Here is a 25,005-nt window from a genome sequence, read left to right as displayed (position 1 = left end):
TACTGGGAGAACTGGACGCAAGAAAACCAATTAGCTATCGCATAGACGCTGGACTGCTAACGGGGGCCCAACCACCTACGAGGCCCACTTGCTGGAAGAAGGCCGTGCTATCCGGACGATGGAACGCTACCGATACGCGTCCACGTACGTTCTAAAAGGTCTCGGGGGCTACAAGATCCGGGAGGCATCGACACAGCGGCTGGATGGCTTCGTGAAGGCCCTCAAGAACAACCATGGTCCCTCAGTCGCGAAGTCGGCCCGCGTGATCCTCAGTGGCATGTTTGGTCTCGCTGTACGCTTCGGAGCGGCGACGACCAACCCCGTGCGTGATGTCGGCACTATCAAGATGGAGTCCAAGGCCGCACGCGCCCTCTCGGCTGATGAGCTTCGCGGCATCCTGGACGCCATGCGGTCCTCCCGGATTGTCCTGAATCCGGCCAACAAGGTCACACCCAGACAGACACTGAGCGAGTACTGCAGCGGGGCCGACTTAACGGACGTCGTCACGATGTTTGCGGCGACCGGCGCCCGCATTTCCGAGGTGCTGGGCATCCGCTGGCAGGATATCGACTTCACCGCCAAGACCGTGGAAATCACGGGAAAGGTCAACCGCATCCCGGGGCAGGGCATGATCCGCGAGAGCTTCACAAAGACGGCGGCCGGCAAACGAGTGCTGCCCCTGCCGGCGTTCGCCATCGCCATGCTCATGGGGCGCCAAATGGCAGCACTCGGTAATGTGCACGACGTCGTGTTCCCGTCCGCCCTTGGCACGCTCAGGGATCCGTCCGCTGTGCACAAGCAGTGGCGCACGGTCCGTAGCTGCCTCAAGTTGGATTGGGTGACCTCCCACACCTTCCGGAAGACTCTGGCGACCCTGCTGGATGCGCAGGGCCTCTCAGCGCGTGTTGGCGCCGACCAGCTCGGCCACGCCCAGATATCCATGACCCAGGACGTGTATATGGGCAGGAAGGCTGTCCATACCGAAGTTGCTGATGTTCTGGACGATGTTGTGCGCTACTTACCACTTCCGTAGTGGCTCCAGCCTGTCTGCAACAACCTCATTTGGGCCTTCCACGGCGTACCCCAAGTTACGGAGCACAGACGCGGCATCTTCGGGGGAATCGCGAACAACAGATCGAAGTTGAATTCTGCGCCACTTCTCCCTCCCGGACTCGACAGCATCTTTCCACCCAGATAGGGAATCAACGCCGCAGTCATCGATCAGGAACTGGATCATGTCTTCCAGGCAGGGCCGGAACCGCTCTCCGCCGATCGGGAAATGAAGCGAGCTGAAATCGTGAGGTCTGCTGACCTTAGAGGGGTCAACCGCATGCGCTCGGCCCAGAAGGTGACTCATGGCACCCCGTTCGGCGTGGATCTGCCAGTGGGAGATAGGCGCGCCCCTCATCCGAGCATCGTATTCGAGCCTAATGAGGGGCGTCCGGTCAATCTTGGACCAAACAGTTATCTTGGAGCCGCAAGTCTTCAAATATGCCCCAGACCTGTCCAACTCCTGGTCCATGGAACAGCCAAGGAAGGCAACGGTCTTGCCTGCCACGGTCAGGGGCATCTTCTCGTCTTGCAGCCGGACCACGAACTTGTCGCCGGACGGTGCCTTGTACGAAGCAACTACGCGACTGCCCGGCAGGGAACGGTCTAGAGTCACTTGGATCTCGGACGCGAACAGCGCCGACCGCTGTTCTAGGGTGGGCTCAGTCAACCGACCAGGGCGAGCGTTCGCCAAGCAAGAAGAAGGTCTCCTCTAGCTGATCCTTCGCCTCCCACTCGGCACCGCTAAGGGTGCTCGTGCGAACCGTCTCTGTGAACTGCTCCAGAGAGACCCCCAGTCTCTTGAGGATCGCCTTGCGATGGTTTTTCAGTTGGTGTCTCGTCAGAGCAATTGTGGGTGCCATCAGGGCTTCGCCTCCTCGTCGTACTTGATACTAAACCCGAACCCGCTGACATTTAAGTGCACAGGGCCGAACCCAGCTCGCGCAATTAGTTGGGTTTCCGTTGGATTGGCCGTCAAAACAGAAGCAGGCCAGAAGCAAAAACGCCTCTGACCTGCGGAAACTGTAGCGGTGGGGAGGCTCGATCTCCCGACCTCACGATTATGAGTCGTGCGCTCTAACCAACTGAGCTACACCGCCATGAATGAGAAAAACCTGTGACAAGCCGGTCAAAAACCGCCTTGACACAGGCCCTCATTCAGAGCCCCCCACCGGAATCGATCCGGTGACCTCGTTCTTACCAAGAACGCGCTCTACCACTGAGCTAGGGGGGCAACGAGTAAATACTCTACCGGACGATTTCGCAGGCAACAAATCGGCTGCCGGACAGGGAAAAGTGGCGTCGACACAATTTGCGTCCGCGCCCAAATGTTGCCCCGGAAAGGCATTGATACTAGGGCAGGCGGAGTACCTGGCCCGGGTAGATGTGATCCGGATTGGGCACCGTGTCCGCGTTCGCTGCGATCAGGGCATCCAAGTCAACGCCGAACTGCATGGCGATGCCGCTCAAGGTATCGTCTGCTTCCACTACGACTTCGGTGACCTGCCCTGCGCTGGCGGCGGGAGCACCGCCGTCGGGCACTGCGATACCCTCCCCCGCGGGAGCTTCCGCTGACGGCTCCGGCACGGGACTTTGGACCGTCTCCTCCGTTGAGGCTTCAGCGGCCTTCTGTGGGGCCTCCGAGGGCCGTCCAGTCGGCTTGTGTTCGGCCTTGTCGAAGCCGAGATTCTTCTTCAACCCATCGAGGAAACCCATGAGCCAACCTTTCCACACGCGCGGGCGGCGTGTCTTCCCCATCTTTGGTTGGGTTAAACAGCCAAAGGCCGGCTCGAAAGCCGGCCTCTGACCGAAATCCAGGAACTAGTCCTGTTTACCACTTGCCCTTGCGGTTGAAATCGCGGTTGCCTGCGTCTCCGCCAGTGCGCGGCTTGCGTGCGCCGCTGCCGCCGAAGCGGGAATCACTGCTCTGCCCCCGGTCGCCATAGCTGCCCGTCCCGGTACCGGCGCTGCTGCGCTCGCTGTAGGAACGGCCGCCGCGGTCAGCGGATGAACGCTCGCCACCGGCGTAGCCGGCACGGTCGCCTTCAGTCTTGCGGAACTCCTTTTTGAAGCCACCGTTGCCCTTGAAGTTGCCACCACGGTCTCCACCGGAGTAGCCACCACGGTCGCCGCCGCGGCTGCCACCGGAGTAACCGCCACGCTCGCCGCCACGGTCGGAGGAGGCAGGCTTGCGACCGTTGTCCAGTTCGAGGTGGATCAGCTCGCCGCCGATCCGTGTGCGGGACAGGGCACGCAATTGATCGGGGCTCAGGTCAGCCGGAAGCTCCACCAGGGAGTGGTCCGAGCGGATGTCGATGCCGCCGATCTGCGCCGAGGAGATGCCGCCTTCGTTGGCAATGGCGCCAACGATCGAACCCGGCATGACGCGCTGACGGCGTCCGACGGCGATCCGGTAGGTGGCGTTGCCCTCGGTCAGGGTGCGGGTCGGGCCTCGCGAACCGAAGCCGTCCTTGGAGCGCTCGCGCTTCTGGAATTCCGGTGCAGCCGGCAGTTCCTTTACCAGGAGCGGCTGGCCGCCCTGTGCCATGACGGCCAAAGCGGCAGCGATCTCCGAAGCCGGAACGTTGTGCTCTTCCTCGTAGGAGGAGATCAAGTCACGGAACGCCGCAACGTCCTCGGATTCGAGGGTCTCGGTAATCTTGTCTGCGAATTTGCCCAAGCGCAACGTGTTGACCGTCTCGGCGGTGGGCAGGTGCATCTGCTCAACCGGCTGGCGGGTGGCCTTCTCGATCGAGCGCAGCAGGTACTTCTCCCGCGGCGTCATGAACAGGATTGCGTCGCCGCTACGGCCTGCACGGCCGGTACGGCCAATGCGGTGCACGTAGGACTCGGTGTCGTGCGGGATGTCGTAGTTGACCACGTGGCTGATGCGCTCAACGTCAAGGCCACGGGCCGCGACGTCGGTGGCCACCAGGATGTCGATGCGGCCTTCCTTCAGCGCGTCGACAGTCCGCTCACGCTGCTGCTGCGGGATGTCGCCGTTGATGGCGGCAGCCTGGAAGCCGCGGGACTTCAGCTTGTCGGCGAGGTCCTCGGTGGCCATCTTGGTGCGCACGAAAGCGATGACGCCGTCGAACTCTTCAACCTCAAGGATGCGGGTCAGCGCATCGAGCTTGTGCGGGCCCATGACCTGCAAGTACCGCTGGCGTGTGTTGGCGCCGGTAGTGGTCTTGGACTTGACCGAGATCTCCGCCGGGTTGTTCAGGTACTGCTTGGACATGCGGCGGATCTGGCTCGGCATCGTGGCAGAGAACAGCGCAACCTGGCGGTCTTCCGGAGTCTGCTGGAAGATCTGCTCAACGTCCTCGGCGAAGCCCATGCGGAGCATCTCATCGGCTTCGTCAAGTACCAGGTACTGCAGCTCGGACAGGTCCAGGGAACCCTTGGAGATGTGGTCGATCACACGGCCGGGGGTACCGACAACAACCTGTGCACCGCGGCGCAGGCCGGCAAGCTGTGGGCCATAGGCCGAGCCGCCGTAGACTGGGAGAACCGTGAAGTCATCAATGTGCTTGGCGTACGAGGTGAAAGCCTCGGCAACTTGGAGCGCAAGCTCGCGGGTCGGAGCAAGAACCAGGGCCTGGGTCTTGCGGGACGGGCCGTTGAGGTCGTGGAGTTCGGCCAGGCGGGACAGTGCCGGTACTGCGAATGCTGCAGTCTTACCGGTACCGGTCTGGGCGAGGCCCACGACGTCGCGGCCTTCGAGCAGCAGCGGAATGGTTGCTGCCTGGATCGGAGACGGCTTCTCGTAGCCGACGTCCTGCAGGGCCTTCAGAACGCGTGGGTCGATTCCGAGGTCGACGAAGCGGACGCCCTCTTCCTCTTCTTCGGCAGGGGATTCGGCCGGGGCCGAAGCCTCAGGGGCCGAAGCCTCAACGGGCGCAACAGCTTCAGCGGGCGCTGCGGGCTCGATGAACTCAGCGGCCGGAACTTCGGCAGCTTCGGGGGTTTCTACGGTCTCGACGGCGGTCTCTGCTGTGTCGGCAGACTCGGCGACGAACGGGTCGTTCAGGTTTTCGGGCATAGGGGAAGTTTCCTCATCCATAGGGGGCCAGTCGGCGCGGCCCGGTTGGGCTTGGCCGCAGTACACGTTGCGTGCAAAAGAACCAGGAGGCTCTGGTGCTCGCAAGAAGTCCGGCGCTGTCGCAATCCCATGGCAGGACTTCCCGCTGCATCTCTTGGCTGCTATCTCAGCAGTCTGTACAGCGTTTTCTTCGCCCGGCTCTCCCTATGAAACTGCCCGCACACATTTTGCGGGCCCCAACACTGACCAGTCCTGCCTCAAGAATTGGGCAGGAAAAAGGGATTTCCGGAGTGGGGGATATTTCAAGTGTAGGGCACAGATCAGTCCCGTGGCGACTTAACCGTCGACGGCGGCGGTGAGCTTGCGCACATCCGCACCCCAGGTGCCCCTCTAGTCCGCCTCTCTCGACGGCCGTCCGAGTGGGATTCAGGCATCGACCCCGTTGCGGCGCATGAGCTTTTCAAAGGTGTCGTGGTAGTCGGATTGGAGCAGGACTTCGCCATCCGCCTCGGCGTCGAGCAGCAATTGCATGTCTTCCACGTTGGGGTTGCTGAACCATTGCCCCACCGTGATGCCATGTTTCGGCACAAAAAGTTTGTGGATGTAGTCCCCGGCCGAAACTGTCCCGGTCCGCACCACACGCAGATAGGTGCCGACCCGTCCCGCCTCAGTGAACCGCTTGACCCACTGCGGTTCATTCATGCGGCGTTGGAAGGTCGCGCAGGGCACCCGCGGTGACGTGACCTCAACCTCGACGTCCAGGCCGATCTTCCAGCGTTCGCCAATCACGGCACCGGTGGTCTCGATTCCTGCAACGCGCAGGTTTTCCCCGAAGATACCGGGAGGCATGTCCCGTTGGAGTTCCTTCGCCCAGTAATCGGCATCGGCCTGGGAGTAGGCATAGAGCGCTTGATCCTCGCCGCCGTGGTGGATCCGGCTGGCCTGGATGTCTCCATGGAGCCCCAGCTTGTGGACCTTCACCGGGCCGTCAATGGGTCGCTTGTCAATGGCCGTCACCCCGACTGACCCTTCGGGATCAGGCAGGAGCTCGTATACCCGGCAAACAGCAAGCAACGATGCGGTATCCATGGATACAGTCTACGTACGCAGCTACGGATCGAAGCGATATCCCATGCCGGCCTCGGTGTGCAGGTGGCGGGGTTGAGCGGGGTCGCGTTCGAGTTTGCGCCGGAGCTGGGCAATGTAGACCCGAAGGTATTGGGTTTCCTTGGCATAGGCCTGCCCCCAGACCTGGGTGAGGATCTGCTGCTGGCTGACCAGACGGCCGGCGTTGCGCACCAGCAATTCCAGGATGTTCCATTCCGTGGGCGTAAGCCGCACTTCGGCGCCGTCCTTCGTGATCTTCTTTCCGGCCAGGTCAACCAAGAAGTCCGCGGTCTGGAGCGTCGGCACCTCATGCCGCGGAGCTGCCCGACGCGAGGCGGCACGGAGCCTGGCCAGGAGTTCATCCAGCCCGAAAGGCTTGGTGACGTAGTCGTCGGCGCCGGCGTCGAGGGCTTCCACCTTGTCTTCCGAACCGTGCCGGGCGGACAACACAATGATGGGCATGGTGCTCCAGCCCCGAATGCCCCTGATAACATCCACGCCATCCATATCCGGCAGGCCAAGATCCAGGACCACAATGTCCACGGGCTGCTGCGCGGCAGCTTTGAGCGCATCCGTTCCGTTGCCGACGCTGATGGCACGGTAGCCGTGGGCATGGAGATTGATCTGCATGGCCCGGGCGATCTGGACCTCATCTTCCACAATCAGCACCAGGTTCATGGCCGCCCTCCCGTCCACAAAGGGAGCGTGACCACCATGGTCAGCCCGCCTCCCGGCGTCGCCTCCGCCATGAGCGTACCGCCCATCGCTTCCGTGAATCCTTTGGCGACGGCAAGTCCCAGTCCGATTCCGGTGCGCCCGTCCCGGCTGGAGGGGGAATCATCGAGCCGTTGGAAAGGCTGGAACAGTTCCAGCACGGCCGCGGGCGCGATGCCCCGGCCATGATCCATCACCCGCAGTTCACTGGCCGGCCGTCCGTCCGCGGCGATGCCGGCGCCGGCGCGCGCCACCAGCACAACATCGGATTCCGGCGCGTACTTCACTGCGTTCTCCACAAGGTTTGCCACGACCCGTTCCAGCATCCCGGCGTCGGCTTCTACATACGGAAGGTTGGCCGCAAGCTCATTGCGGATGCGCTCCGCAGGCACGCCGCGCAAGGCCTCCGGCAGGATCTGGTGCCAGCCCAGGCCGCGCAGCAACGGGTTTACGGCATCGGCAGTGATGCGGGACATGTCCAGTAGGTTGTCCACCAAGTGATCGAGACGGTCGGCATAGTCCTCGATGGTAGCCAGCAGTTCGCGTTCGTCCTCGGGAGCAAAGGTCACGTCGTCCTGGCGCAGGCTGCTGACGGCTAGCTTAATTCCAGCCAGCGGAGTCCGGAGATCGTGGGAGACTGCGCGCAGGATGGAGGTGCGCATCTTGTTGCCTTCCGCCAGGCGGACGTTGTCCTGCCTGCTCCTGACCAGTTGCTGTCGATCCCGCACGGCCACCACGAAAGCGCCGAACGCGGCGAGCATGCGGCGGTGCTGTTCGGAAAGGGGACCGCCCCGGAGGAGCAGCGTGTAATTGGGATCGACGACGGCGGCATGGTCAGCGGCCGCATGCGTCACCGGCGGCTCGACCCCGGAACTCGCTAGAACCCGCCAGTTTTGTCCAGTACCTTCCGGTGAGGCGGCGGTGGACAAAAGTGTCACTGCCTCCATCCCGAGGTTGACACGGATTTTGTCCAGGAAGGACTCAAGGCTGCCGTCCGAGCTCAGTATCCGCAGGGCCAATTCGCTCAGCGCCTTGGCCTCTGCGCCGGAGTGCGCGGCCTCCTGGGCCCGTCGGGTTGCCAAGCCAACGGCGAGCGCCACGCCACACGCCACGGCCAGGAAGATGGCCAATGTGAATAGCGTCGAGGGGTCGGCGATGGACAGGGATCCCACGGGTTCGGCCGAAAAGTAGTTCAAGAGCAAGCTGCCGAGGACCGCTGCCACCACTGCCGGCCACAATCCTCCGATGGCGGCGACGGCAGCAGCAACAGCCAGTTGAAAAAGCATGATCATGGCGAAGTTCCGGTAGTCCAGTAGGGATACCAGGACTTCGATGGCGGCAGGAAGCAGCAGGGCCAGGACGAGGCCGGCCAGTATGCGGGGTCGCCCGATCCCCTCGACTGCCGGTAGCGGCAGTCCCGTTCCGTTCACTTCCGCCGCGGCCATGGCTCAATTCTGGCACGGTGTGGGCGCCAGCCGCGCCGGCGTCGGCGGTCACAGCGGACTCGGTGGAGCATGTCCGGCCTAAGATGCTGCCATGAGCCATTCAACGACGAATACCTCCGATGTCCTGGCCCTCGAATCGCTCTTGAGCAGCGAGGAATTGGAGCTTCGCGAGAGGGTGCGTGACTTTACGGACCAGCGCATCCGGCCAAACATCGCGCGATGGTACGAGGACGCCGTCTTCCCACGGGAGCTACCTGCGGAACTTGGCGAACTCGGTGTCCTTGGCATGCACCTGGAGGGCTACGGCTGCCCCGGCCGCACCGCCGTCGAATACGGCCTTGCCGCCATGGAACTCGAGGCTGGCGATTCCGGCATTCGCACTTTCGTGTCCGTCCAGGGTTCGCTCGCCATGACCGCGATCCACAAGTGGGGCAGCGAAGAGCAGAAGGAACAATGGCTCCCCCGGATGGCTGCCGGCGAACTGATCGGCTGCTTCGCGTTGACGGAGCCGACGGCAGGTTCGGACCCGTCGTCGATGGCTAGCTTCGCGCGCCGCGACGGCACGGGCGACGACGCCGGCTGGGTGCTTGACGGTTCCAAGCGCTGGATCGGGATGGCATCGATCGCCGACGCCATGGTGGTGTGGGCGAACACGGACGACGGGATCCGGGGTTTCCTGGTTCCGGCAGGCACTCCGGGGGTCACAGTGACTCCCATCGGAGCGAAGCTCTCCATGCGCGCCTCGATCCAATGCGATCTAGTGTTCGACGGCGTCCGGCTCGGTCCGGAGGCCCTCCTCCCGGGTGCCCAAGGGCTCCGTGGACCGTTCACTTGCCTCAACGAGGCCCGCTACGGCATCGCTTGGGGCGCCATGGGCGCAGCCCGCGACTCTTACGAGGCAGCGCTCGAATATGCCGGAAGCCGCATGCAATTCGGCAAGCCCTTGGCCGGCTACCAATTGACCCAGGAAAAACTTGTCAACATGCTCTTGGAGATCCAGAAGGGCACCTTGCTGGCGCTGCATCTGGGACGCCTCAAGGATGCGGGCAAACTGCGGCCGGAACAGATCTCCATGGGCAAGCTCAACAATGTTCGTGAAGCCATCAAGATCGCCCGCGAAGCCCGCACCATCCTGGGCGGCAACGGAATCACTTTGGACTACCCGCCATTGCGCCATGCCAACAACCTGGAATCAGTGCGCACCTACGAAGGAACAGATGAAGTGCACACCCTGATCCTTGGCCAGCACATCACGGGCATCCCGGCGTTCCGCTAGGAATCGCCACTGCCCTACTACGCTGCAACAGGAACGGGTTCCTTCTTCCCGGCGTCCTTGCGGATCGTGGCGCTGATGACCGCCGCCACGGTGCACATCGCGGCGGCGCCGATCCAGGCGTAGGTGTAGTGGCCGGTGGCGTCACGGATGTAGCCCGCCAGGAGTGCGGCCACTGCTGCCCCGAGCTGGTGCGCGGCGAAGACCCAGCCGAACACCACCGAACCGTCGGCCCCGAACACCTTGCGGCAGATGGCCGCCGTCGGGGGCACCGTGGCCACCCAGTCCAGGCCGTACACCACCACGAACAGGATCATGCTGGGTTCCACCGTGGAGCCCAACAGCACAGGCAACACCAAGAGGCCGATGCCGCGGAACTGGTAATACACCGCCAGGAGCACCTTGGGGTTGAAACGGTCCGTCAACCAACCGGAAGCGATGGTGCCCACGATGTCGAAGATCCCGACGACGGCCAGCAGGCCCGCCGCGGTGGTTTCGGGCATTCCGTGGTCGTGCGCCGAGGGAATGAAGTGGGTGCCGATCAGGCCGTTGGTGGTGGCACCGCAGATGGCGAAACCGGCAACAAGGGCCCAGAAAGTGCGCACCTTGCTGGCCCGCTTGAGGACCTGCAGTGCCCGCACGGCCGCGTTGGGCGCCTTGGCGCCGGCAATCGCTGTACCTTCGGTTTGGGTAACGTCCGCGACCTCGGCGACTTCCGCCGTCGTCGGCTGCTCTTCTTCTGCGCCATAGGGTTGAACCCCGACGTCGGCGGGTGAGTTTTTGAGCCAGAGCAGCACGAGCGGCACCACGGCGAGCGCGCCGGCGGCGATGAGCAGTGAGGCGCCGCGCCAGCCCGGGTTTTGGGCGAGGACCGCGATGAACGGCAGGAAGACCAACTGGCCTGCTGCGCTGCCGGCCGTCAGGATGCCGATCACCAGTCCGCGGCTCTTCGAGAACCACGTGTTGGCGATAGTGGCGGCGAAGACCAAGGCCATAGATCCGGTGCCGAGTCCGATCAGCACGCCCCAGGTCAACAGGATTTGCCAGGACTGGTTCACGAACACGGTCAGCGCGGAGCCGAGGCCGATCAGGCAGAGTGCGATCGCGGTGACAGTGCGGATGCCGAAGCGTTCCATGAGCGCAGCGGCAAACGGGGCCGTGAGCCCGAACAACACCAGGTTGATACTGACGGCGAGGGACAGGACCGTGGTGGACCAGCCGAACTCCTGCTGCAGCGGGACCATGAGCACGCCGGGTGCGGCCCGGAATCCAGCTGCGCCCACAAGTGCCAGGAACGCGATGGCGGCCACCATCCACGCGGGGTGAAGTCGCCGCTTCCGCGGGGGCTTGGCGGTGGCTATTTTGGTGGGGTTGGGTGCGGTCATGCGGAGGGCTCCGATTCGTTCGGGAGGGCGACTGCGGCAAGTGTTGGGGCCGTGGCCAGTGTTGGGGCCGTGGCCAAGGCCAACGGGTGTTCCGATCGCGTGAGGCTGTGCCAGCTGGTGTTGGCCGCCGTGAGCCGGGACCCGCAATGGGAGCAAGTATCAGCCGATGCCGTCGGCAGCCCGCAACCGTTGTGGATCACGTGCATGTGGGCGTTGTCCGCGGGTGCATCGAGGTGTTTCTCGGACCAGATGATGATGGCGTTCAAAACGGGCAAGGCATCCTCGCCCTTGGTCGTAAGGACGTACTCTTGACGCATGCGAGCGCCATCCGTGTAGGGCCGCTGGGCAAGGAGGCCGGCCTCAAGGAGCCAACCCAGGCGCTTGCTCAGGACGTTGTCGGCCACTCCGAGCCGCGTCTTGATGGCGTCGAAGCGTCCGTTGCCGAAGAAGACTTCCCGCAGCACCAGGCTCCCCCAAGGGTCGCCGAGGATGTCAAGGCCGCGGGCCAGGCTGCACGTGCGCTCGGACCAATCGGATCGTAAAGGCATGGCTAGAGAATAACTGGCTTTTCTAAAGAAAGCTAGGTACTTACATAGGGTGCGCCAATCCTGACCATGTTTGAACGCAGATCGGCCGGGACACACCACTGTGGTGGCGTGTCCCGGCCGATCCGTTATTCAAAACAGGTCAGATATTGAGGGGTCTTCAGTCCGTGATGTTGCCGATCGCCTGCTCAAGGTCCGCAATGAGGTCTTCGACGTCCTCGATGCCGCAAGAAAGCCTGATCAGGTTGACCGGAACGGCCAACTCCGTGCCCTTGACCGAAGCGTGCGTCATCTCCGAGGGGTAATTCATGAGCGACTCGATGCCACCCAGGGACTCGGCCAGCGTGAACACCTGGGTGGACTCTGCCACCTTGCGGGCTGCAGCTTCGCCGCCCTTGAACTGCACCGAAATCATGCCGCCGAACTTCTTCATCTGCCTCGCCGCGAGCTCGTGGCCCGGGTGGGAAGGCAGGCCCGGGTAAAGCACGGCTTCAACTTCGGGACGCTCAAGCAACCACTCGGCCACGGCCTGGGCGTTCTCGCTGTGGCGGTCCATGCGCACGCCGAGGGTCTTGAGGCCGCGGGTAGTAAGGAACGCGTCCATGGGGCCGGACACAGCGCCGACGGCGAACTGCACAAAGCCGATCTTCTCGGCCAGGTCAGCGTCCTTGACCACGATCGCACCGCCAACCACATCCGAGTGTCCGCCGATGTACTTAGTGGTCGAATGGACCACGACGTCGGCACCCAAGGCGAGCGGGGTCTGCAAGTAGGGCGACGCAAAGGTGTTGTCGACCACCAGGAGGGCACCGGCGTCGTGCGCTACTTTGGCGAGCGCCTCGATATCGGTGATCTTCATCATCGGGTTGGAAGGAGTCTCCACCCAGACGATGCGGGTTTTGTTCGCCGCAACGGCCGCAGCAACGGCGTCAAGGTTGGACATGTCCACTGGTGTGTTGCCGATGCCCCACTCACCAAGCACGCGATTGATCAGCCGGTAGGTTCCGCCGTAGGCGTCGTTGCCGAGGACGATGTGGTCCCCGGGCCGGGCAACGGCACGGATCAGGGAGTCTTCCGCGGCAAGGCCCGAGCTGAAGCTGTATGCGTGGGTGCCGCCCTCGAGTGCGGCCAGCTGCTCCTGCAGCGCATCGCGGGTGGGGTTGGTGCCGCGCCCATACTCGTAGCCGTCGCGCAAACCGCCGATGCCGTCCTGGGCATACGTCGAGCTGAAGTGCAGCGGCGGAACCACAGCGCCGGTTCGCGGTTCGAAGGCCTGGCCGGCGTGGACAGCACGCGTGTTGAATCCTGCTTCGTTTGCAGACATATGAACTCCTAGTGTCAGTTGCTCAGGTAGGCGAGAAGGTCGTGGCGGGTCAGGATGCCCACGGGGGCTCCGACGAATGTCACCATGACGGTGTCGACGTCGGACAGCAGCTCACGTGCGGCGGAGATCGTTTCAAGTGAGCCGATCACCGGCAAGCGCTCCCCCATGTGCTCGGAGATCTTGTCGGTCAATTTCGCCTCGCCGCGGAACAGCCTGCTGGTCAACGTACGCTCATCGACCGCGCCAAGGACCTCACCCATGACCACTGGCGGTTCCTGCGAGAGGACCGGGATATGCGAGACGCCGAATTCGTTCATGATGTTGATGACATCGCGGACGGTCTCGTTGGGGTGGATGTGGACGAGGTCCGGCATCTGGCCGGTCTTGGACTTCAGAACCTCGCCCACCGAGGCCTCCTCTCCACCGGAGAGGAAGCCGTAGGAGCGCATCCACTTGTCGTTGAAGATCTTCGCCAGGTAGCCGCGGCCGGAGTCCGGCAGGATCACGACGACGACGGCTTCCTCGCCAAGGCCTTTGGCCACCTGCAACGCGGCAACCACTGCCATGCCGGAAGAGCCTCCCACCAAGAGGCCTTCCTCGCGGGCCAGGCGGCGGGTCATCTCGAAGGAGTCGGCGTCGCTCACGGCAATGACGTCATCGGGCACGGTCTTGTCGTAGTTAACCGGCCACATGTCTTCGCCGACGCCTTCCACGAAGTAGGGCCGCCCGGTACCGCCCGAGTAGACCGAGCCTGCGGGGTCCGCGCCGATAACCTTGACGCGGCCGCCGTCGGACTCCGGCCGGTTGGCGGACACGTCCTTGAGGTACCGGCCTGTACCGGTGATGGTGCCACCCGTACCCGCGCCGATCACAACATGCGTGATCTTGCCGTCGGTGTCACGCCAGATCTCGGGCCCAGTGGTCTCGTAGTGGCTGCCGGGGGCGGCGGGGTTGGAGAACTGATCCGGCTTGAAGGCTCCCGGGATTTCGGACACGAGCCGGTCGGAGACGCTGTAGTAGCTTTGGGGACTGTCCGGGGCCACAGAGGTGGGAGTGACCACAACTTCGGCACCATAGGCTTGAAGCACGGCGCGCTTGTCCTCGCCTACTTTATCCGGGACAACGAAGATGCACTTGTAGCCTTTTTGCTGGGCTACCAATGCAAGTCCCACGCCGGTATTTCCCGAGGTGGGCTCCACAATGGTTCCGCCCGGCTTGAGCTTCCCGTCGCGCTCCGCTTCCTCGATCATCTTCACGGCGATGCGGTCCTTGATGGAGCCGCCGGGGTTCACATATTCGAGCTTCACCAAGATGGTGGCTCTGATGTCCCCGGTCACGTGATTAAGCTTGATGAGCGGTGTATTGCCAATGAGGTCCAGAACGGACTGGGCGTACTTCATAGGTACCAAGTTACCGCTTGGTCGGGACTGCCTCTGCGCAGCAGAGGCAGTCCGGCCGTGCCGGGTCCATGTCTAGCCAAGGGAAGGCCTCCCGGGGCAAGCTAGCCGTGACACCCTCCAAGGAAAGGACATGGACCATGGATTGGACCCTCGAAGTGGTTGCGCTCCCCGTGAGTGACATTGACCGCGCCGTCGAGTTCTACCGCGACAAGGTGGGCTTCGACCTCGACCACAACACCACCAACGAGCACATGCATGTGGCGCAATTGACTCCCCCGGGCTCAGGATGCTCGATCGTGGTCGGCAGCCTCCCCGCCCAGAATGAGATGGCACCCGGCTCCATGCGGGGACTGCAACTTGTGGTCGCGGACGCGCGCGCTGCGCGGGAAGAATTGCTCAGCCGCGGGGTCGAGGCCAGCGACATCACCGTTTTTGACGAGCGCGACGGCGGCACGTTCTTCGGGTTCGCCGACCCCGACGGCAACACTTGGGCCGTCCAGGAACTCAAGGTCCGTGCCCAGAAGCCCTTGATTCCGGTGGAGGCCCGCGGGCGCTTCGGGGCGGAATAAGGCGAGGACGGCATAGGGGTGAGGGGCGGCATAGCGCTGAGGGGCGAACCCGCCATGAGGGCGAGGAGATGGTTAAGGCAGCATCGCAGCTATTTCCTCCCCATCGGCCTGCTCGTGGCGGGTATCTCATGCCTGGTGTTCGGCTTTCTCCCCTTCCCCGCTTTCGAGGAGCTGACCAGGCGGACTGTCCCCATACTTGCCTTCGTGTTGGCGATGACCTTGGTCACGGAGCTGGTCGCGGACGCCGGCCTTTTCCAAGTGTTGACGGACAAAATCGCAGTCCTCGGCAAGGGGCGAGTCTGGGTCCTCTGGCTCCTGGTAATTGGCCTCGCGACCGTTTCCACCGTCTTTCTCTCCTTGGACACTACTGCGGTGCTGGTAACTCCCATGGTGGTGCTCCTTGCGGTGCATGCGCGGATCCCTCCGCTGCCCTTCGCGCTGACCACCGCCTGGCTCGCCAATACGGCGTCCATGTTGTTGCCCGTGTCCAACCTGACCAACCTGCTGGCCCAGAGTCGCCTCGGTCTCTCGCCGCTTTCTTTTGCTGGACTCGTGTGGGCACCCGCGATCGCCGGGATCGTGCTGCCGGTGACCTTGTTGGGTCTTGCTTTCCGGAAGCAGCTGGGCGGCCGGTACGGCCGTCAGCCGAGCCACGTCGTGCGGGACAGGCCCTTGCTCCTAGCGTGCGCGGTAACCCTGATGGTCCTTCTGCCCGCGCTGGTTTCCGGGGTTCCCGTACAGTTCCCTGCCATGGCCGCTGCACTCATCCTCCTCGGAATTTTCGTGCGACGGCGTCCGAGCTCGTTGCGCTGGTCCATGGTCCCGTGGCGCCCGCTCATGCTGACGATCGGCCTGTTCATGGTGGTGGAGTCGCTGCACGCGATCGGCCTGACATCTTTGCTGGCCGGCGTTTCCGGCTCCGGGGATGGCTTTCCTTCGCTTCTGCGGCTCGCTGGAATAGGCGCCGCCGCAGCCAACGGCGCCAACAACCTACCGGCCTACCTTGCCCTTGAACCCGTAGCAGGTTCCCCGGTCCGGCTGGCAGCATTGCTCATCGGCGTCAACATGGGTCCCCTCATTTCTCCGTGGGCTTCCCTGGCCACGCTGCTATGGCACGAGCGGCTCCAGGCCCTCAACGTCCAAGTACGCTGGGGCGGATTTGCGGTGGCAGGATTCATCGCAGTGGTGCTGCTTCTACCGCTTTCAGTCTTCGTCCTCTGGCTGTCGTCGGGAACAGTCTGAAACAGGCCCCCGAGCAATCGACTTACTCAGCCGGTGCTGGGCTTCCTGCCGAAGAGTCGGTCTGCCAGAGGCCCAGGATGTTGCCTTCAGTGTCCTTGAAATAGGCGTAGTAGCCCATGCCCGGAACAGCATCCTTGCCTTTGACCACGGAACCGCCCGCACTCTCGATTTGGCCAAGCGAAGCCTCGATGTTTTCGACGTCAACCGTAATAATGGGCGTCTTCAGCTCTTCCGTGCGCGGAAACAGTGCACCATTGATGGCCCCGGGCGCGCTCGGCATACCCGTCTGCGGGTCTGACGGCGTGGTGATTGCGATCGTGTAGTCCATCTCCTGCATGGGGTTGAGCATCCAGCCGAAGGCACCCTGGTAGAAAGTGTTGGCCCGTTCCTTGTCGTCCGCGGGGATTTCAAAATGCACTACACCAGCCATTGCGTTCTCCTGCGATTGTTTTGAAAAGCGCGGACGCCCCGCGCCACACGTGGAGTCTAGTCGCGTGGGTTTCGCGGGGTAAGGGGCTCGACCACCGCTCTTTTCGAATGTTGTCAGGCGAGCGTGCGACCATGAATAAATGACCATCGTCGACGCCCCACCCGCCGCAGCCGCCGCGGCCGACGCGTCTGCGCGATGGCACCCGGGCGGCCCCTTCGACCTTCTCCAAACCGTGGGAATCCTCAGGCGCGGCAACGGCGATCCATCCTTCGCGGCACGGCAGGACGGCGTGTGGATGGCGTTCACGACGCCGGACGGTCCCGTCACCCTGCGCCTCACCTCAGCCGGAAATGGCCCGGACACGTATGTGGACGCCCAGGCCTGGGGATCCGGCGCAGCTTCTGCGATCAACTCCGTCCCCGCGCTGCTGGGGAGCGGGGACGACTGGTCCGGCTTTGACGACGCCGCGTTCCACGCCACCCTTCCGCGAATGGTCAGGGATGCCCGACGCCGGAACCTAGCAATCCGGCTGCCCTCCACCGGGCGGGTTGTGGACTCGCTCGTGCCCACGATCCTTGAGCAAAAGGTCACTACTATTGAAGCCCGGCGAGGCTACCGCTACCTGATGTACCGGTACGGCACCGCAGCCCCGAGCGCTGGCCGCCTTTCGACGTCGAGCCCGCCGTCGGGCCTGCTCGTCCCTCCGTCCGCTGCCCGATGGCTGACCGTTCCTTCATGGGAATGGCACAAGGCCGGCGTGGGTCCCCAGCGTTCGGCAACCGTCATGCGGGCCCTGCGCTCCGCCGTCGCGCTTGAACGGCTCGCCTCACGCAGCGCAGCGGAGGCCGGAACAAAGCTGCAGACCATTCCGGGCATTGGAGTCTGGACCGCTGCCGAGGTTGTCCAGCGGACCCATGGGTGCCCTGACTCGATCGCGGTGGGCGACTACCACTTGGCCTCGTACGTTGGCTATGCGCTGACCGGCAGGAAAATCGACGACGCCGGCATGATCGCCCTCCTGGAGCCTTGGCGCGGGCACCGCCAGCGGGTAGTCCGGATGCTCGGGCTCAGCGGCTTCCGCAAGCCGACGTTTGGACCGCGCATGACCATCCAGGACCACCGCGGGCACTAACGCTGCCGCCCTCCGCAACGCGGGGTCAGTTACGGCCCATGTCGGGCGGCAACATGGGCCGTAAGTGACCCCGCGTAGGTGGGTTTGGAAGTCAGCCTGTGGATAACTCCTTGCCGGCGTCCGTTTACGGACAAACTGGATCGCATGGTCCGCATCATTCCGCTGCCGGAGGAACTCAGCAACCGTCCTTTCACCGTCCATGAATCCCGTGCATTTGGCGTCCCTCCGAAGCGGCTCCGGGCCAAGGACGTGTCCGACGGCGGCCGGCTGATCTACTTGCCTGCGGGCCGTGAGTTTGCGCTTGCCGAACGGGCGCGGGTTCTTGCGGCGGCAACACCGAGTGCCTGGGTGTCCCATGAGAGCGCCGCAGTACTGACCCAGCTCGGCCTTCCTCCGTGGTTGGGCGGCGATGAGACGGTCCACCTCAGCAAACCCCATGAGCTCCCCCGGGTCCGCCGGACAGGAGTGACGGGGCACCGAGTGCGCGTCCTCCCTGGCGAAGTCACGGAAATAGACGGAATCCCGGTGTCCTCCCCGCCCCGGATTTGGCTTGATCTCGCGCATCAATTGCCGCTGCGGTACGTGATTGCCATGGGCGACCAGTTGATCCGCATGCCCCGGCCGGGTCTAGAAAGAAGGACGGAGCCCTACGCCAGCAAGGAAGTGCTGCGCATCCTTGTTCGGCGGCATCCGAACATGAAAGGCGTGGAGAAGGCCCGGCTTGCCCTTGAAGACATGCGGGTCGGAGCAGACTCGTTTCCGGAGACATTCCTGCGGCTGGCCATGTTGGACGCAGGGCTGCCGGAACCGGAATTGCAGCTCCGCCTCGATCCGGATGATCTGTGGTCGCTCTCCGCGGACCTGGGGTACCGGCGGTTCCGGATCGCAGTGCAGTACGACGGCGCCCCTCATCTCACGCGGGAACAGCAGACAAGGGACAACCGGAGGGACGAGGCTTTCACCAGCTCCGGCTGGTCCTACTTCAAGGCCAACGCCCATGACCTGGCCGAAGGGTTCACCAGCCTCATTGTCCGGATCAAGCGGGCGAAACTCCGTTCCGTCTAGGCCAACGCGGGGTCACTTACGGCCCATGTTGCTGCCCGACATGGGCCGTAAGTGACCCCGCGTTGGATCAGAGGTCAGAGCCCCAGGCGGGCGATCGCTTCTTCCCGCATGTCGATCTTCCGTACCTTGCCTGACACTGTCATGGGGAAACTGTCACGGATGTCTACGTAGCGCGGGATCTTGTAGTGGGCCACCTTGCCGCGGCAGAACTCCTGCACTCCGGCCAGGTCCAAAGCTGCTCCCGGCTTGAGGATGACGCAGGCCATGAGTTCTTCGCCGTACTTGGCATCAGGCACCCCGATCACCTGGACGTCCTGGATGGCGGGATGCCGGTACAGGAACTCCTCGATTTCGCGTGGATAGACGTTCTCGCCCCCGCGGATGACCATGTCCTTCATTCGGCCCTCGATCACGATAAAACCGTCAGGGTCCATCCGGGCGAGGTCGCCGGTGTGCATCCAGCCGTCGTCGTCGATTGCCTCGGCAGTCTTCTCCGGCTGGTCCCAATACCCGGCCATCACGGCGTAACCTCGAGTGCACAGTTCGCCGATCTCTCCGCGTTCCAACGTTTCGCCGGTGCCAGGATCAACAATCTTGGACTCCAGCCGCGGCATGGTGCGCCCTACCGTGGTGGTCCGCTGCTCCAGCGTGTCGGCCGCAAGGGTCATGGTAGACACGGGCGAGGTCTCGGTCATTCCGTAGCAAATGGCCACGTCGCGCATGTTCATCTCCCCGATGACGCGCTCCATGACCTCGATGGGGCACAGGGAGCCGGCCATGACGCCGGTGCGCAGCGTGGACAGGTCATAGGAGGCGAAGTCAGGCAATGCCAGCTCGGCAATGAACATGGTGGGTACGCCGTACAGCGAGGTCCCGCCAAAATCCTGCACGGCTTCCAGGGCGGCGGCCGGTGTGAACCCGCGGCCGGGAATGATGGTGGCGGCGCCGAAGCTGAGGGCGTTCAGGTTCCCGATCACCATTCCGAAGCAGTGGTAGAACGGCACCGGCAGGACCACGCGGTCGCGTTCCGTGTAACCCAGCAGCCTGCCGATCTGGTTGCCGTTGTTGAGAATGTTGTGGTGGGTAAGGGTCGCGGCCTTGGGGAACCCGGTGGTGCCGGAGGTGTACTGCAGATTGATGGGATCGTGGGGGTCCAGTTCCGCCATGCGCGCCTTGAGCGTTGAGGGTGCGACGTCGTCCGCCCGCCTGAGCAACTCGGCGAAAGTCAGCTCCGCTGCGCTTTGCGGCACACCGGCGTCGAGCATGTCCAGTCCGAAATCGGGAAGGAAGACGAGCTCCCGGAGCTCGAGGCAACTGCCCAAGGCTTCCCGGGCCATGGCCACATAGTCGCTGTTCTTGTCCGATGGCGCGGCCACCAACATCCGCATGCCGTTCTGGCGAACCACGAACTCGAGTTCGTGGCTGCGGTACGCCGGGTTGACGTTGACCAGGATCGCCCCCACCTTCGCCGTGGCGTATTGCAGGATGGTCCACTCGGCGCAGTTCGGGCTCCAGATGCCCACCCTGTCACCCTTGGCGACGCCCGTGGCGAGCAGCGCACGCGCGAGCCGGTCGACGTCGTCGTTCATCTTTTCGTAGCTCCAGCGCCGGGCCTCGCCGCCTGGCACGGGGGCTGCTTCGATGAGCGCGTCCCGCAGCGGGAACTGCGCCGCTATACGCTCAAAGTTGGCGCCGATTGTCTCTTCAAGCAGCGGGACGTCAGTGTCCCCGGCTGTGTAGGAAAGCATGAACGCACGCTACCAACTACGCCGGTCCAAGAGAAGACTTTTGCTTGGAAGTCCTACAAAATATTTCGAGGGCTTGCCGGGCCAGCCGGTAATGTGAATCCCATGAGTGCACCCATTGACCTGCAGGCCACGTTCATTCCCAACGATGGCGAATTCTTCCGAGTTAAGCTCGCTCTGGAAATCGCGATCGACGAGGTGGTGAGCGAGCCAGGCTGCATCCGCTACGAGCTCACCGAAGCCAACGAGGACAAGCTGGTCCTGACCGAGCAGTGGGTGTCCGAGGAACACCTCGACATCCATTCCAAGGGCATCGCCGTCCAGGACCTCAACGAATCCCTCAGTGCGCTGTTGGCAGAACCGGTCAAGCTCGAACGTCTCTAACTAGCATCGGCTGCCCCTGCCGGGCAGCCGATGGTATTGCTAGGAGTTTTCGGCGCGCTGCTTTGCGATGTGCGCGTGGACCTCATCCATGTCCAAACCCTTGACGGCCTCGATGACCTGCTCCAGCTGGGGTCCGTTCAGTGCGCCCGGCTGGGAGAACACGAGGACCTTTTCGCGGAAGGCCATAAGCGTGGGGATGGAGGAAATACCGGCTTCGGCGGCGAGCTGCTGCTCAGCCTCGGTGTCCACCTTGGCGAAGAAGACATCGTCATGTTTCTCGGAAGCGGCTTTGTATGTGGGGGCGAACTGCCTGCACGGGCCGCACCACGCTGCCCAGAAATCCACCAGGACAATGTCATTGCCCTCAATGGTCGATGCGAACTGCTCGCCGGTGATGTCAACTGTAGCCATGCTTCCACGGTACGCGACCGCGCCGTCTAAGTCGCCTCTGTTCGCTACCCGGCAAACCGGGAATAAAGCACGACGGCGGCCGCTAAGACCCGGCCGAGCCGAGCCGCCGAGGGAAAATCGCCAAACCCTTGCGAGGCATTGAACACATGTTTAGCATGTTAAACATGCGTTCAACAGCTGATGATCTCAACACACGGGCCCGCATCCGGGATGCCGCCATTGCCTTGTTCGGCCGGCAAGGCTTCTCCGCCGCCACCATCCGGGCCGTCGCCACCGAGGCCGGAGTCAGCCCGGGCCTCGTGATCCACCATTTCGGCAGCAAAGCCGGCCTCCGCGAAGCCTGCGACAACCACGTGTTGGCCGAAACCGCAGGCCAGGGCATCCGGAAGACCGATCCGCAGGCGGTGGGCACACAGATTCAAGACTTCCTGTCCCACCCAGAGCAATACACCCACGAGATCGCGTATGTCCGGCAGTCCCTCAGCGACGAGTCCGACGCCGGTGAGGCCTTCTTTGACGCCGTGGTGGCCCAGACCCGGGCCATCATCGAGGCCGGAATCGCTGGTGGCACTATTCGGGCGTTCGACGACGTGGCAACCACCGCCGTCGTGGTCGCGACGAATAGCCTCTCGACGCTGGTGCTCGGCAGGCACGCTGCCCGGGCAGTCGGGACCAGTGAGCTGGGTCCGGACATGCTCCGCGCACTGACGCTCCCCACCATTGACCTCTATACCCACGGCTTCTATACAGACACCCGGTTCCTCGATGCCGCGCGCGCAGCACTGCAGGCACCAGCGCCGGAACCCACTGGAACGGAGACCGCATCATGAAACAGGCAATCCTCGTCGAAGGCCTGCGCAAGACGTTCGGGCGTCGGGAAGTCCTGCACGGCATCGACTTCAGCGTGGAACCGGGCAGCGTGTTCGGCGTTATCGGCCCCAATGGTGCTGGCAAGACCACCACCATGCGCTGCCTGCTGGACATCATCCGCCCGAACGGTGGACATATTCAGGTGCTCGGCGAAGATCCGCGCCACGCCGGACCCGAGCTGCGACGCAGGATCGGATACCTGCCGGGCGAGCTATTCCTGGAGCAGCGCATCACCGGGCGCAGGCTCCTGGACCACTACGCGGCGATCAGCGGTCCGGTGAAACCCGGACGCATCGACGAACTCGCTGAGCGTTTGGACTTGGACCTCGACCGCCACACGCGCAAGCTTTCCAAAGGCAACAAGCAGAAGCTAGGACTGGTCCAGGCATTCATGCACAGCCCCGAGCTCCTGGTTCTGGACGAACCGACCAGCGGGCTGGATCCCTTGGTCCAACAAGAGTTCCTGGCCATGGTGCGGGAAGCCCGCGACAACGGGCAAACCGTCTTCCTGAGCTCGCATGTCCTGAGCGAAGTCCAACAGGCCGCGGACGAGGTGGCGATCCTGCGGGACGGCAAGATCGTCACAGTGGCCACCGTCGATGCCCTCCGCGAGACCGCTCTCCGGCACTTGCGCCTCGCCGCCACCGGCATCACAGCGGACGACGCCGGTGCGCTGCTGGGCCGGGTACCCGGCGTCGGGGCGCTTGAGGTGCTCAAAGCGGGCGACGGCGTGGAGGTCTCGGCGGTTCTAGAAGGAGACATCCAGCCGCTGGTACAAGCGCTGTCCACGCTCCAACTGACGCACCTGGTGTTGGAAGAGCCTGACCTGGAGGAATCGGTGCTGAAGCTGTACGGGATGACAGGCAACGGCAAGCGCAACGGCAACGGCCAGAGGGCTCTGGAGGTAACGAAAGGAGCCGGCAATGAATAGGAAACTGCCTCTCTTCAGGCGCGCATTCCTGGACCCTTGGCGTTCGACGCTGGGTTGGGCAGCGGGATTGGCGGCTGCGATCGCTCTTTATCTTCCGCTCTTCCCTTCGATCGGCGGCAGCTCGCAGATGCAGGGAATGATCAACGCCTTGCCCCCGGAAATGACCAAGGCCTTGAACTACGACCAGATCACCACCGGAACCGGGTACACCCAAGCCACGGTGTTCGGGCTCATCGGCTTCCTCCTCATGACGATCGCCACCGTATCCTGGGGCGCCGCGGCGGTAGCCGGTGACGAGGAGTCCGGCCAGTTGGAACTCACGCTCGCCCACGGGGTGACCAGGATCCAGGTCGCGCTGGAGCGGGCCTTGGCCATGGCCTTGCGCGTGGTTCTGCTCGCCGTGTTGGTCCACGTGCTGATCCTCTCGCTCAATGAATCGGCGCACCTGAAAATCAACCCGCAAAACCTTTTCGGCGCTACGGTCATGTTTGCCGGCCTCGCGCTCCTCAGCGGCACGGGGGCACTATTTGCCGGTGCGCTGACGGGGCGGAAAGCGTACGGACTGGCAGCGGGGACTGCCATCGGCGTCCTGGGTTACGTGTTCAACGCCGTGGGCAGGCAAAGCTCGGACCTTAACTGGCTGCTCAATCTCTCCCCGTATCACTGGGCCTACGGCAACTCGCCGGTGACCAATGGGGCGGATTGGGCTGCCGCCGGCTGGCTGTGGGGAATCTCGGCAGGACTGGTGTTGCTGAGCGCGGTGGCGCTGCAAAGACGCGACGTCGGGGCGTAACGCGGCATGCGGGCGCCCGGTGCCTAGGTGCGGGCGGTCGGTCCCTAGATGCGGGCGGCCTTAGTCCCGCCCGGCCTCTCGGGGCCGGCGGGACTAAGGGTGCTATTGCCAGAGGTGCGGCGCGGCTTTGCGGGCGCCGGGGAGCCCGTTGTTCTCGCGCCACTCGTGGATCCATTCCGGAAGCTCGAGGTCTGCGGGAGGCTCGCCGAACTCGGCCAAGATTTCCTCCTGGCTCACGGGCCGGCCTTTGGCGACAAGCCGCGTGGCAATATGCGCGCGGGCAAAGATCTCGCCGTCCACCACCATGCGCTGTTCAAAGTAGATGGCCTTTGAATCAAGCCCGATGATCTTGGACTCGATGGTGTATTGCTGCCAGAGCTGCAAGGACTTCCGGAAGGCGATGGTCTCCCCCGCAGCCACCGGGCTCCAGCCGCGGCGACGCATCTTTTGCCAGATCCCTGAGCGCACCATGAGGTCAAAGCGTCCGAGATCCATCAGGGAGAAATACATGCCGTTGTTGACATGCATTGCTATGTCGATGTCTGTGGGCAGCACTTGCATGGGCAGCGACGACGTGTCCCATACGCTGAGTCGGCTCCGCTTGGACGAAGTGAACAAGAGCAGGAGGGTTCGGAGAAGCAGATGCATAACCGCCATGTTACTACTGAGTAACATCCGCCGATAGCTTTGTATTGTGTGTCGTTGCATGGCACGACGTTAACCGCGGGTTCACGTGCCCCCGGCAGAATGTCTGAAAACAAATTGCAGAAGGTATCAAGGAGATCCCGTGAGCACCACCCAAATCACCAAGACACACGCAGATGTGTGGCCGGAGCTTCCGCTTCACGAAGAGTTGGTCCTGCAGGACACCCGCGGCAACAGGATCGTCGGCACCTTGGACGGCATGACCAGCGACCGCAGTACCCTGTGGATCCAGTTGTCCGGTGGGCTGGGTCGCCAACTGGTGCACCACCTGGACGGATACTGGCTGGAACCGGGCACCGCGAGCTAACCCAGCGACACGGAAATCCGCCGCCGACACCCGAAATCACTGACGACACCCGAATACGGAATTTATCAAGCTGTCTGTGACAGTTCGTTGGTTTGGGTTGGTTGATTGATCCAGGCTTCCGGGGGTGGGCCGG

25 protein-coding genes and 2 tRNA genes are annotated in these 25,005 nt (G+C 63.4%); 11 read left to right on the top strand and 16 right to left on the bottom strand.

Annotated elements, in window-relative coordinates:
• Positions 1-88 precede the first annotated feature (88 nt).
• Entirely contained in the window at positions 89-1,033 is a 945-nt protein-coding gene (locus tag OOZ51_RS20720) for a site-specific integrase (RefSeq protein WP_265981761.1), read from the top strand.
• Here OOZ51_RS20720 and OOZ51_RS20715 read toward each other — a convergent pair.
• The 8 genes from OOZ51_RS20715 to OOZ51_RS20680 all read right to left on the bottom strand — a co-directional run bounded on the left by OOZ51_RS20715 (position 1,019) and on the right by OOZ51_RS20680 (position 8,361).
• Positions 1,019-1,720, bottom strand: coding sequence for a hypothetical protein (locus OOZ51_RS20715; RefSeq protein WP_265981759.1), 702 nt, complete (start codon positions 1,718-1,720; stop codon positions 1,019-1,021). The genes OOZ51_RS20720 and OOZ51_RS20715 overlap by 15 nt on opposite strands.
• Before the next feature lie 356 nt (positions 1,721-2,076).
• Positions 2,077-2,150: transfer RNA gene (locus OOZ51_RS20710), tRNA-Met, on the bottom strand.
• Positions 2,151-2,212: 62 nt separating this feature from the next.
• Positions 2,213-2,284: transfer RNA gene (locus OOZ51_RS20705), tRNA-Thr, on the bottom strand.
• Positions 2,285-2,403: 119 nt separating this feature from the next.
• Positions 2,404-2,766: a LysM peptidoglycan-binding domain-containing protein gene (locus tag OOZ51_RS20700; RefSeq protein ID WP_265981757.1), complete on the bottom strand. Its 363-nt coding sequence runs from the start codon at positions 2,764-2,766 to the stop codon at positions 2,404-2,406.
• Positions 2,767-2,881: 115 nt separating this feature from the next.
• Positions 2,882-5,095, bottom strand: coding sequence for a DEAD/DEAH box helicase (locus OOZ51_RS20695; RefSeq protein WP_265981755.1), 2,214 nt, complete (start codon positions 5,093-5,095; stop codon positions 2,882-2,884).
• Positions 5,096-5,521: 426 nt separating this feature from the next.
• A complete protein-coding gene (locus tag OOZ51_RS20690; protein WP_265981753.1) occupies positions 5,522-6,184 on the bottom strand; it encodes an MOSC domain-containing protein in 663 nt (220 codons plus the stop codon).
• A gap of 21 nt (positions 6,185-6,205) precedes the next feature.
• Positions 6,206-6,880, bottom strand: a complete 675-nt coding sequence (locus OOZ51_RS20685) for a response regulator (protein ID WP_184738344.1) — start codon at positions 6,878-6,880, stop codon at positions 6,206-6,208.
• Positions 6,877-8,361, bottom strand: coding sequence for a sensor histidine kinase (locus tag OOZ51_RS20680; protein ID WP_265981750.1), 1,485 nt, complete (start codon positions 8,359-8,361; stop codon positions 6,877-6,879). The genes OOZ51_RS20685 and OOZ51_RS20680 overlap by 4 nt, the downstream gene beginning before the upstream one ends.
• Before the next feature lie 91 nt (positions 8,362-8,452).
• Between OOZ51_RS20680 and OOZ51_RS20675 the strand changes: the two genes are divergently transcribed.
• Entirely contained in the window at positions 8,453-9,637 is a 1,185-nt protein-coding gene (locus OOZ51_RS20675; RefSeq protein ID WP_265981749.1) for an acyl-CoA dehydrogenase family protein, read from the top strand.
• A gap of 17 nt (positions 9,638-9,654) precedes the next feature.
• On the opposite strand, the gene OOZ51_RS20670 is transcribed toward OOZ51_RS20675, so the two are convergent.
• The 4 genes from OOZ51_RS20670 to OOZ51_RS20655 all read right to left on the bottom strand — a co-directional run bounded on the left by OOZ51_RS20670 (position 9,655) and on the right by OOZ51_RS20655 (position 14,288).
• Positions 9,655-11,019: an MFS transporter gene (locus OOZ51_RS20670; protein ID WP_265981748.1), complete on the bottom strand. Its 1,365-nt coding sequence runs from the start codon at positions 11,017-11,019 to the stop codon at positions 9,655-9,657.
• Positions 11,016-11,567 (bottom strand): winged helix-turn-helix transcriptional regulator, encoded by a 552-nt coding sequence (locus tag OOZ51_RS20665; protein WP_265981747.1) that lies wholly within the window; start codon positions 11,565-11,567, stop codon positions 11,016-11,018. Before OOZ51_RS20665 ends, OOZ51_RS20670 begins: the two co-directional genes overlap by 4 nt.
• Positions 11,568-11,724: 157 nt before the next feature.
• The gene (locus OOZ51_RS20660; protein WP_265981746.1) at positions 11,725-12,888 is read right to left on the bottom strand and encodes a cystathionine gamma-synthase; all 1,164 of its coding nucleotides are present in this window, start codon (positions 12,886-12,888) and stop codon (positions 11,725-11,727) included.
• A 14-nt stretch (positions 12,889-12,902) separates the two neighbouring features.
• Positions 12,903-14,288 carry a cystathionine beta-synthase gene (locus OOZ51_RS20655; RefSeq protein WP_265981745.1) on the bottom strand — a complete coding sequence of 462 codons (1,386 nt, stop codon included), beginning with the start codon at positions 14,286-14,288 and terminating at the stop codon, positions 12,903-12,905.
• Between the two features lie 137 nt (positions 14,289-14,425).
• On the opposite strand from OOZ51_RS20655, the gene OOZ51_RS20650 reads away from it, so the two are divergent.
• Positions 14,426-14,857 carry a VOC family protein gene (locus tag OOZ51_RS20650; RefSeq protein WP_265981743.1) on the top strand — a complete coding sequence of 144 codons (432 nt, stop codon included), beginning with the start codon at positions 14,426-14,428 and terminating at the stop codon, positions 14,855-14,857.
• Positions 14,858-14,911: 54 nt separating this feature from the next.
• Entirely contained in the window at positions 14,912-16,099 is a 1,188-nt protein-coding gene (locus OOZ51_RS20645; protein ID WP_265981742.1) for an ArsB/NhaD family transporter, read from the top strand.
• A gap of 22 nt (positions 16,100-16,121) precedes the next feature.
• Here the strand turns inward: OOZ51_RS20645 and OOZ51_RS20640 are convergent, their stop codons facing one another.
• On the bottom strand, positions 16,122-16,529 hold the full coding sequence (locus tag OOZ51_RS20640; protein WP_265981741.1) for a VOC family protein: 408 nt from the start codon (positions 16,527-16,529) through the stop codon (positions 16,122-16,124).
• Positions 16,530-16,668: 139 nt separating this feature from the next.
• Here OOZ51_RS20640 and OOZ51_RS20635 point away from each other — a divergent pair, with 139 nt between their 5' ends.
• Complete coding sequence (locus OOZ51_RS20635; RefSeq protein ID WP_265981740.1) at positions 16,669-17,661, top strand: DNA-3-methyladenine glycosylase family protein; 993 nt, start codon at positions 16,669-16,671, stop codon at positions 17,659-17,661.
• 144 nt (positions 17,662-17,805) lie between these two features.
• Positions 17,806-18,726 carry a hypothetical protein gene (locus tag OOZ51_RS20630; protein ID WP_265981739.1) on the top strand — a complete coding sequence of 307 codons (921 nt, stop codon included), beginning with the start codon at positions 17,806-17,808 and terminating at the stop codon, positions 18,724-18,726.
• 74 nt (positions 18,727-18,800) lie between these two features.
• On the opposite strand, the gene OOZ51_RS20625 is transcribed toward OOZ51_RS20630, so the two are convergent.
• Positions 18,801-20,474, bottom strand: coding sequence for an AMP-binding protein (locus OOZ51_RS20625; RefSeq protein ID WP_265981738.1), 1,674 nt, complete (start codon positions 20,472-20,474; stop codon positions 18,801-18,803).
• Positions 20,475-20,576: 102 nt separating this feature from the next.
• Here OOZ51_RS20625 and OOZ51_RS20620 point away from each other — a divergent pair, with 102 nt between their 5' ends.
• Entirely contained in the window at positions 20,577-20,855 is a 279-nt protein-coding gene (locus OOZ51_RS20620) for a putative quinol monooxygenase (protein ID WP_265981736.1), read from the top strand.
• 39 nt (positions 20,856-20,894) lie between these two features.
• Here the strand turns inward: OOZ51_RS20620 and OOZ51_RS20615 are convergent, their stop codons facing one another.
• Entirely contained in the window at positions 20,895-21,266 is a 372-nt protein-coding gene (locus tag OOZ51_RS20615; protein ID WP_265981735.1) for a thioredoxin family protein, read from the bottom strand.
• Between the two features lie 164 nt (positions 21,267-21,430).
• On the opposite strand from OOZ51_RS20615, the gene OOZ51_RS20610 reads away from it, so the two are divergent.
• From OOZ51_RS20610 to OOZ51_RS20600, 3 genes are read left to right on the top strand one after another with little or no spacing between them, the layout of a single operon-like run.
• A complete protein-coding gene (locus tag OOZ51_RS20610; RefSeq protein ID WP_265981734.1) occupies positions 21,431-22,096 on the top strand; it encodes a TetR/AcrR family transcriptional regulator in 666 nt (221 codons plus the stop codon).
• On the top strand, positions 22,093-23,067 hold the full coding sequence (locus OOZ51_RS20605; RefSeq protein WP_265981733.1) for an ABC transporter ATP-binding protein: 975 nt from the start codon (positions 22,093-22,095) through the stop codon (positions 23,065-23,067). The genes OOZ51_RS20610 and OOZ51_RS20605 overlap by 4 nt, the downstream gene beginning before the upstream one ends.
• Positions 23,060-23,860: an ABC transporter permease subunit gene (locus OOZ51_RS20600; RefSeq protein ID WP_265981732.1), complete on the top strand. Its 801-nt coding sequence runs from the start codon at positions 23,060-23,062 to the stop codon at positions 23,858-23,860. The genes OOZ51_RS20605 and OOZ51_RS20600 overlap by 8 nt, the downstream gene beginning before the upstream one ends.
• Before the next feature lie 102 nt (positions 23,861-23,962).
• On the opposite strand, the gene OOZ51_RS20595 is transcribed toward OOZ51_RS20600, so the two are convergent.
• Positions 23,963-24,508 (bottom strand): acyl-CoA thioesterase, encoded by a 546-nt coding sequence (locus tag OOZ51_RS20595; protein ID WP_265981763.1) that lies wholly within the window; start codon positions 24,506-24,508, stop codon positions 23,963-23,965.
• Between the two features lie 139 nt (positions 24,509-24,647).
• Here OOZ51_RS20595 and OOZ51_RS20590 point away from each other — a divergent pair, with 139 nt between their 5' ends.
• Positions 24,648-24,872 (top strand): hypothetical protein, encoded by a 225-nt coding sequence (locus OOZ51_RS20590; RefSeq protein WP_265981731.1) that lies wholly within the window; start codon positions 24,648-24,650, stop codon positions 24,870-24,872.
• The last annotated feature ends 133 nt before the right edge of the window (positions 24,873-25,005 follow it).

Origin of the sequence: Arthrobacter rhizophilus (genome assembly GCF_026241105.1) — a bacterium.
Classification (GTDB): Bacteria; Actinomycetota; Actinomycetes; order Actinomycetales; family Micrococcaceae; genus Arthrobacter.
This window is presented reverse-complemented; position numbering and strand designations above follow the sequence as displayed.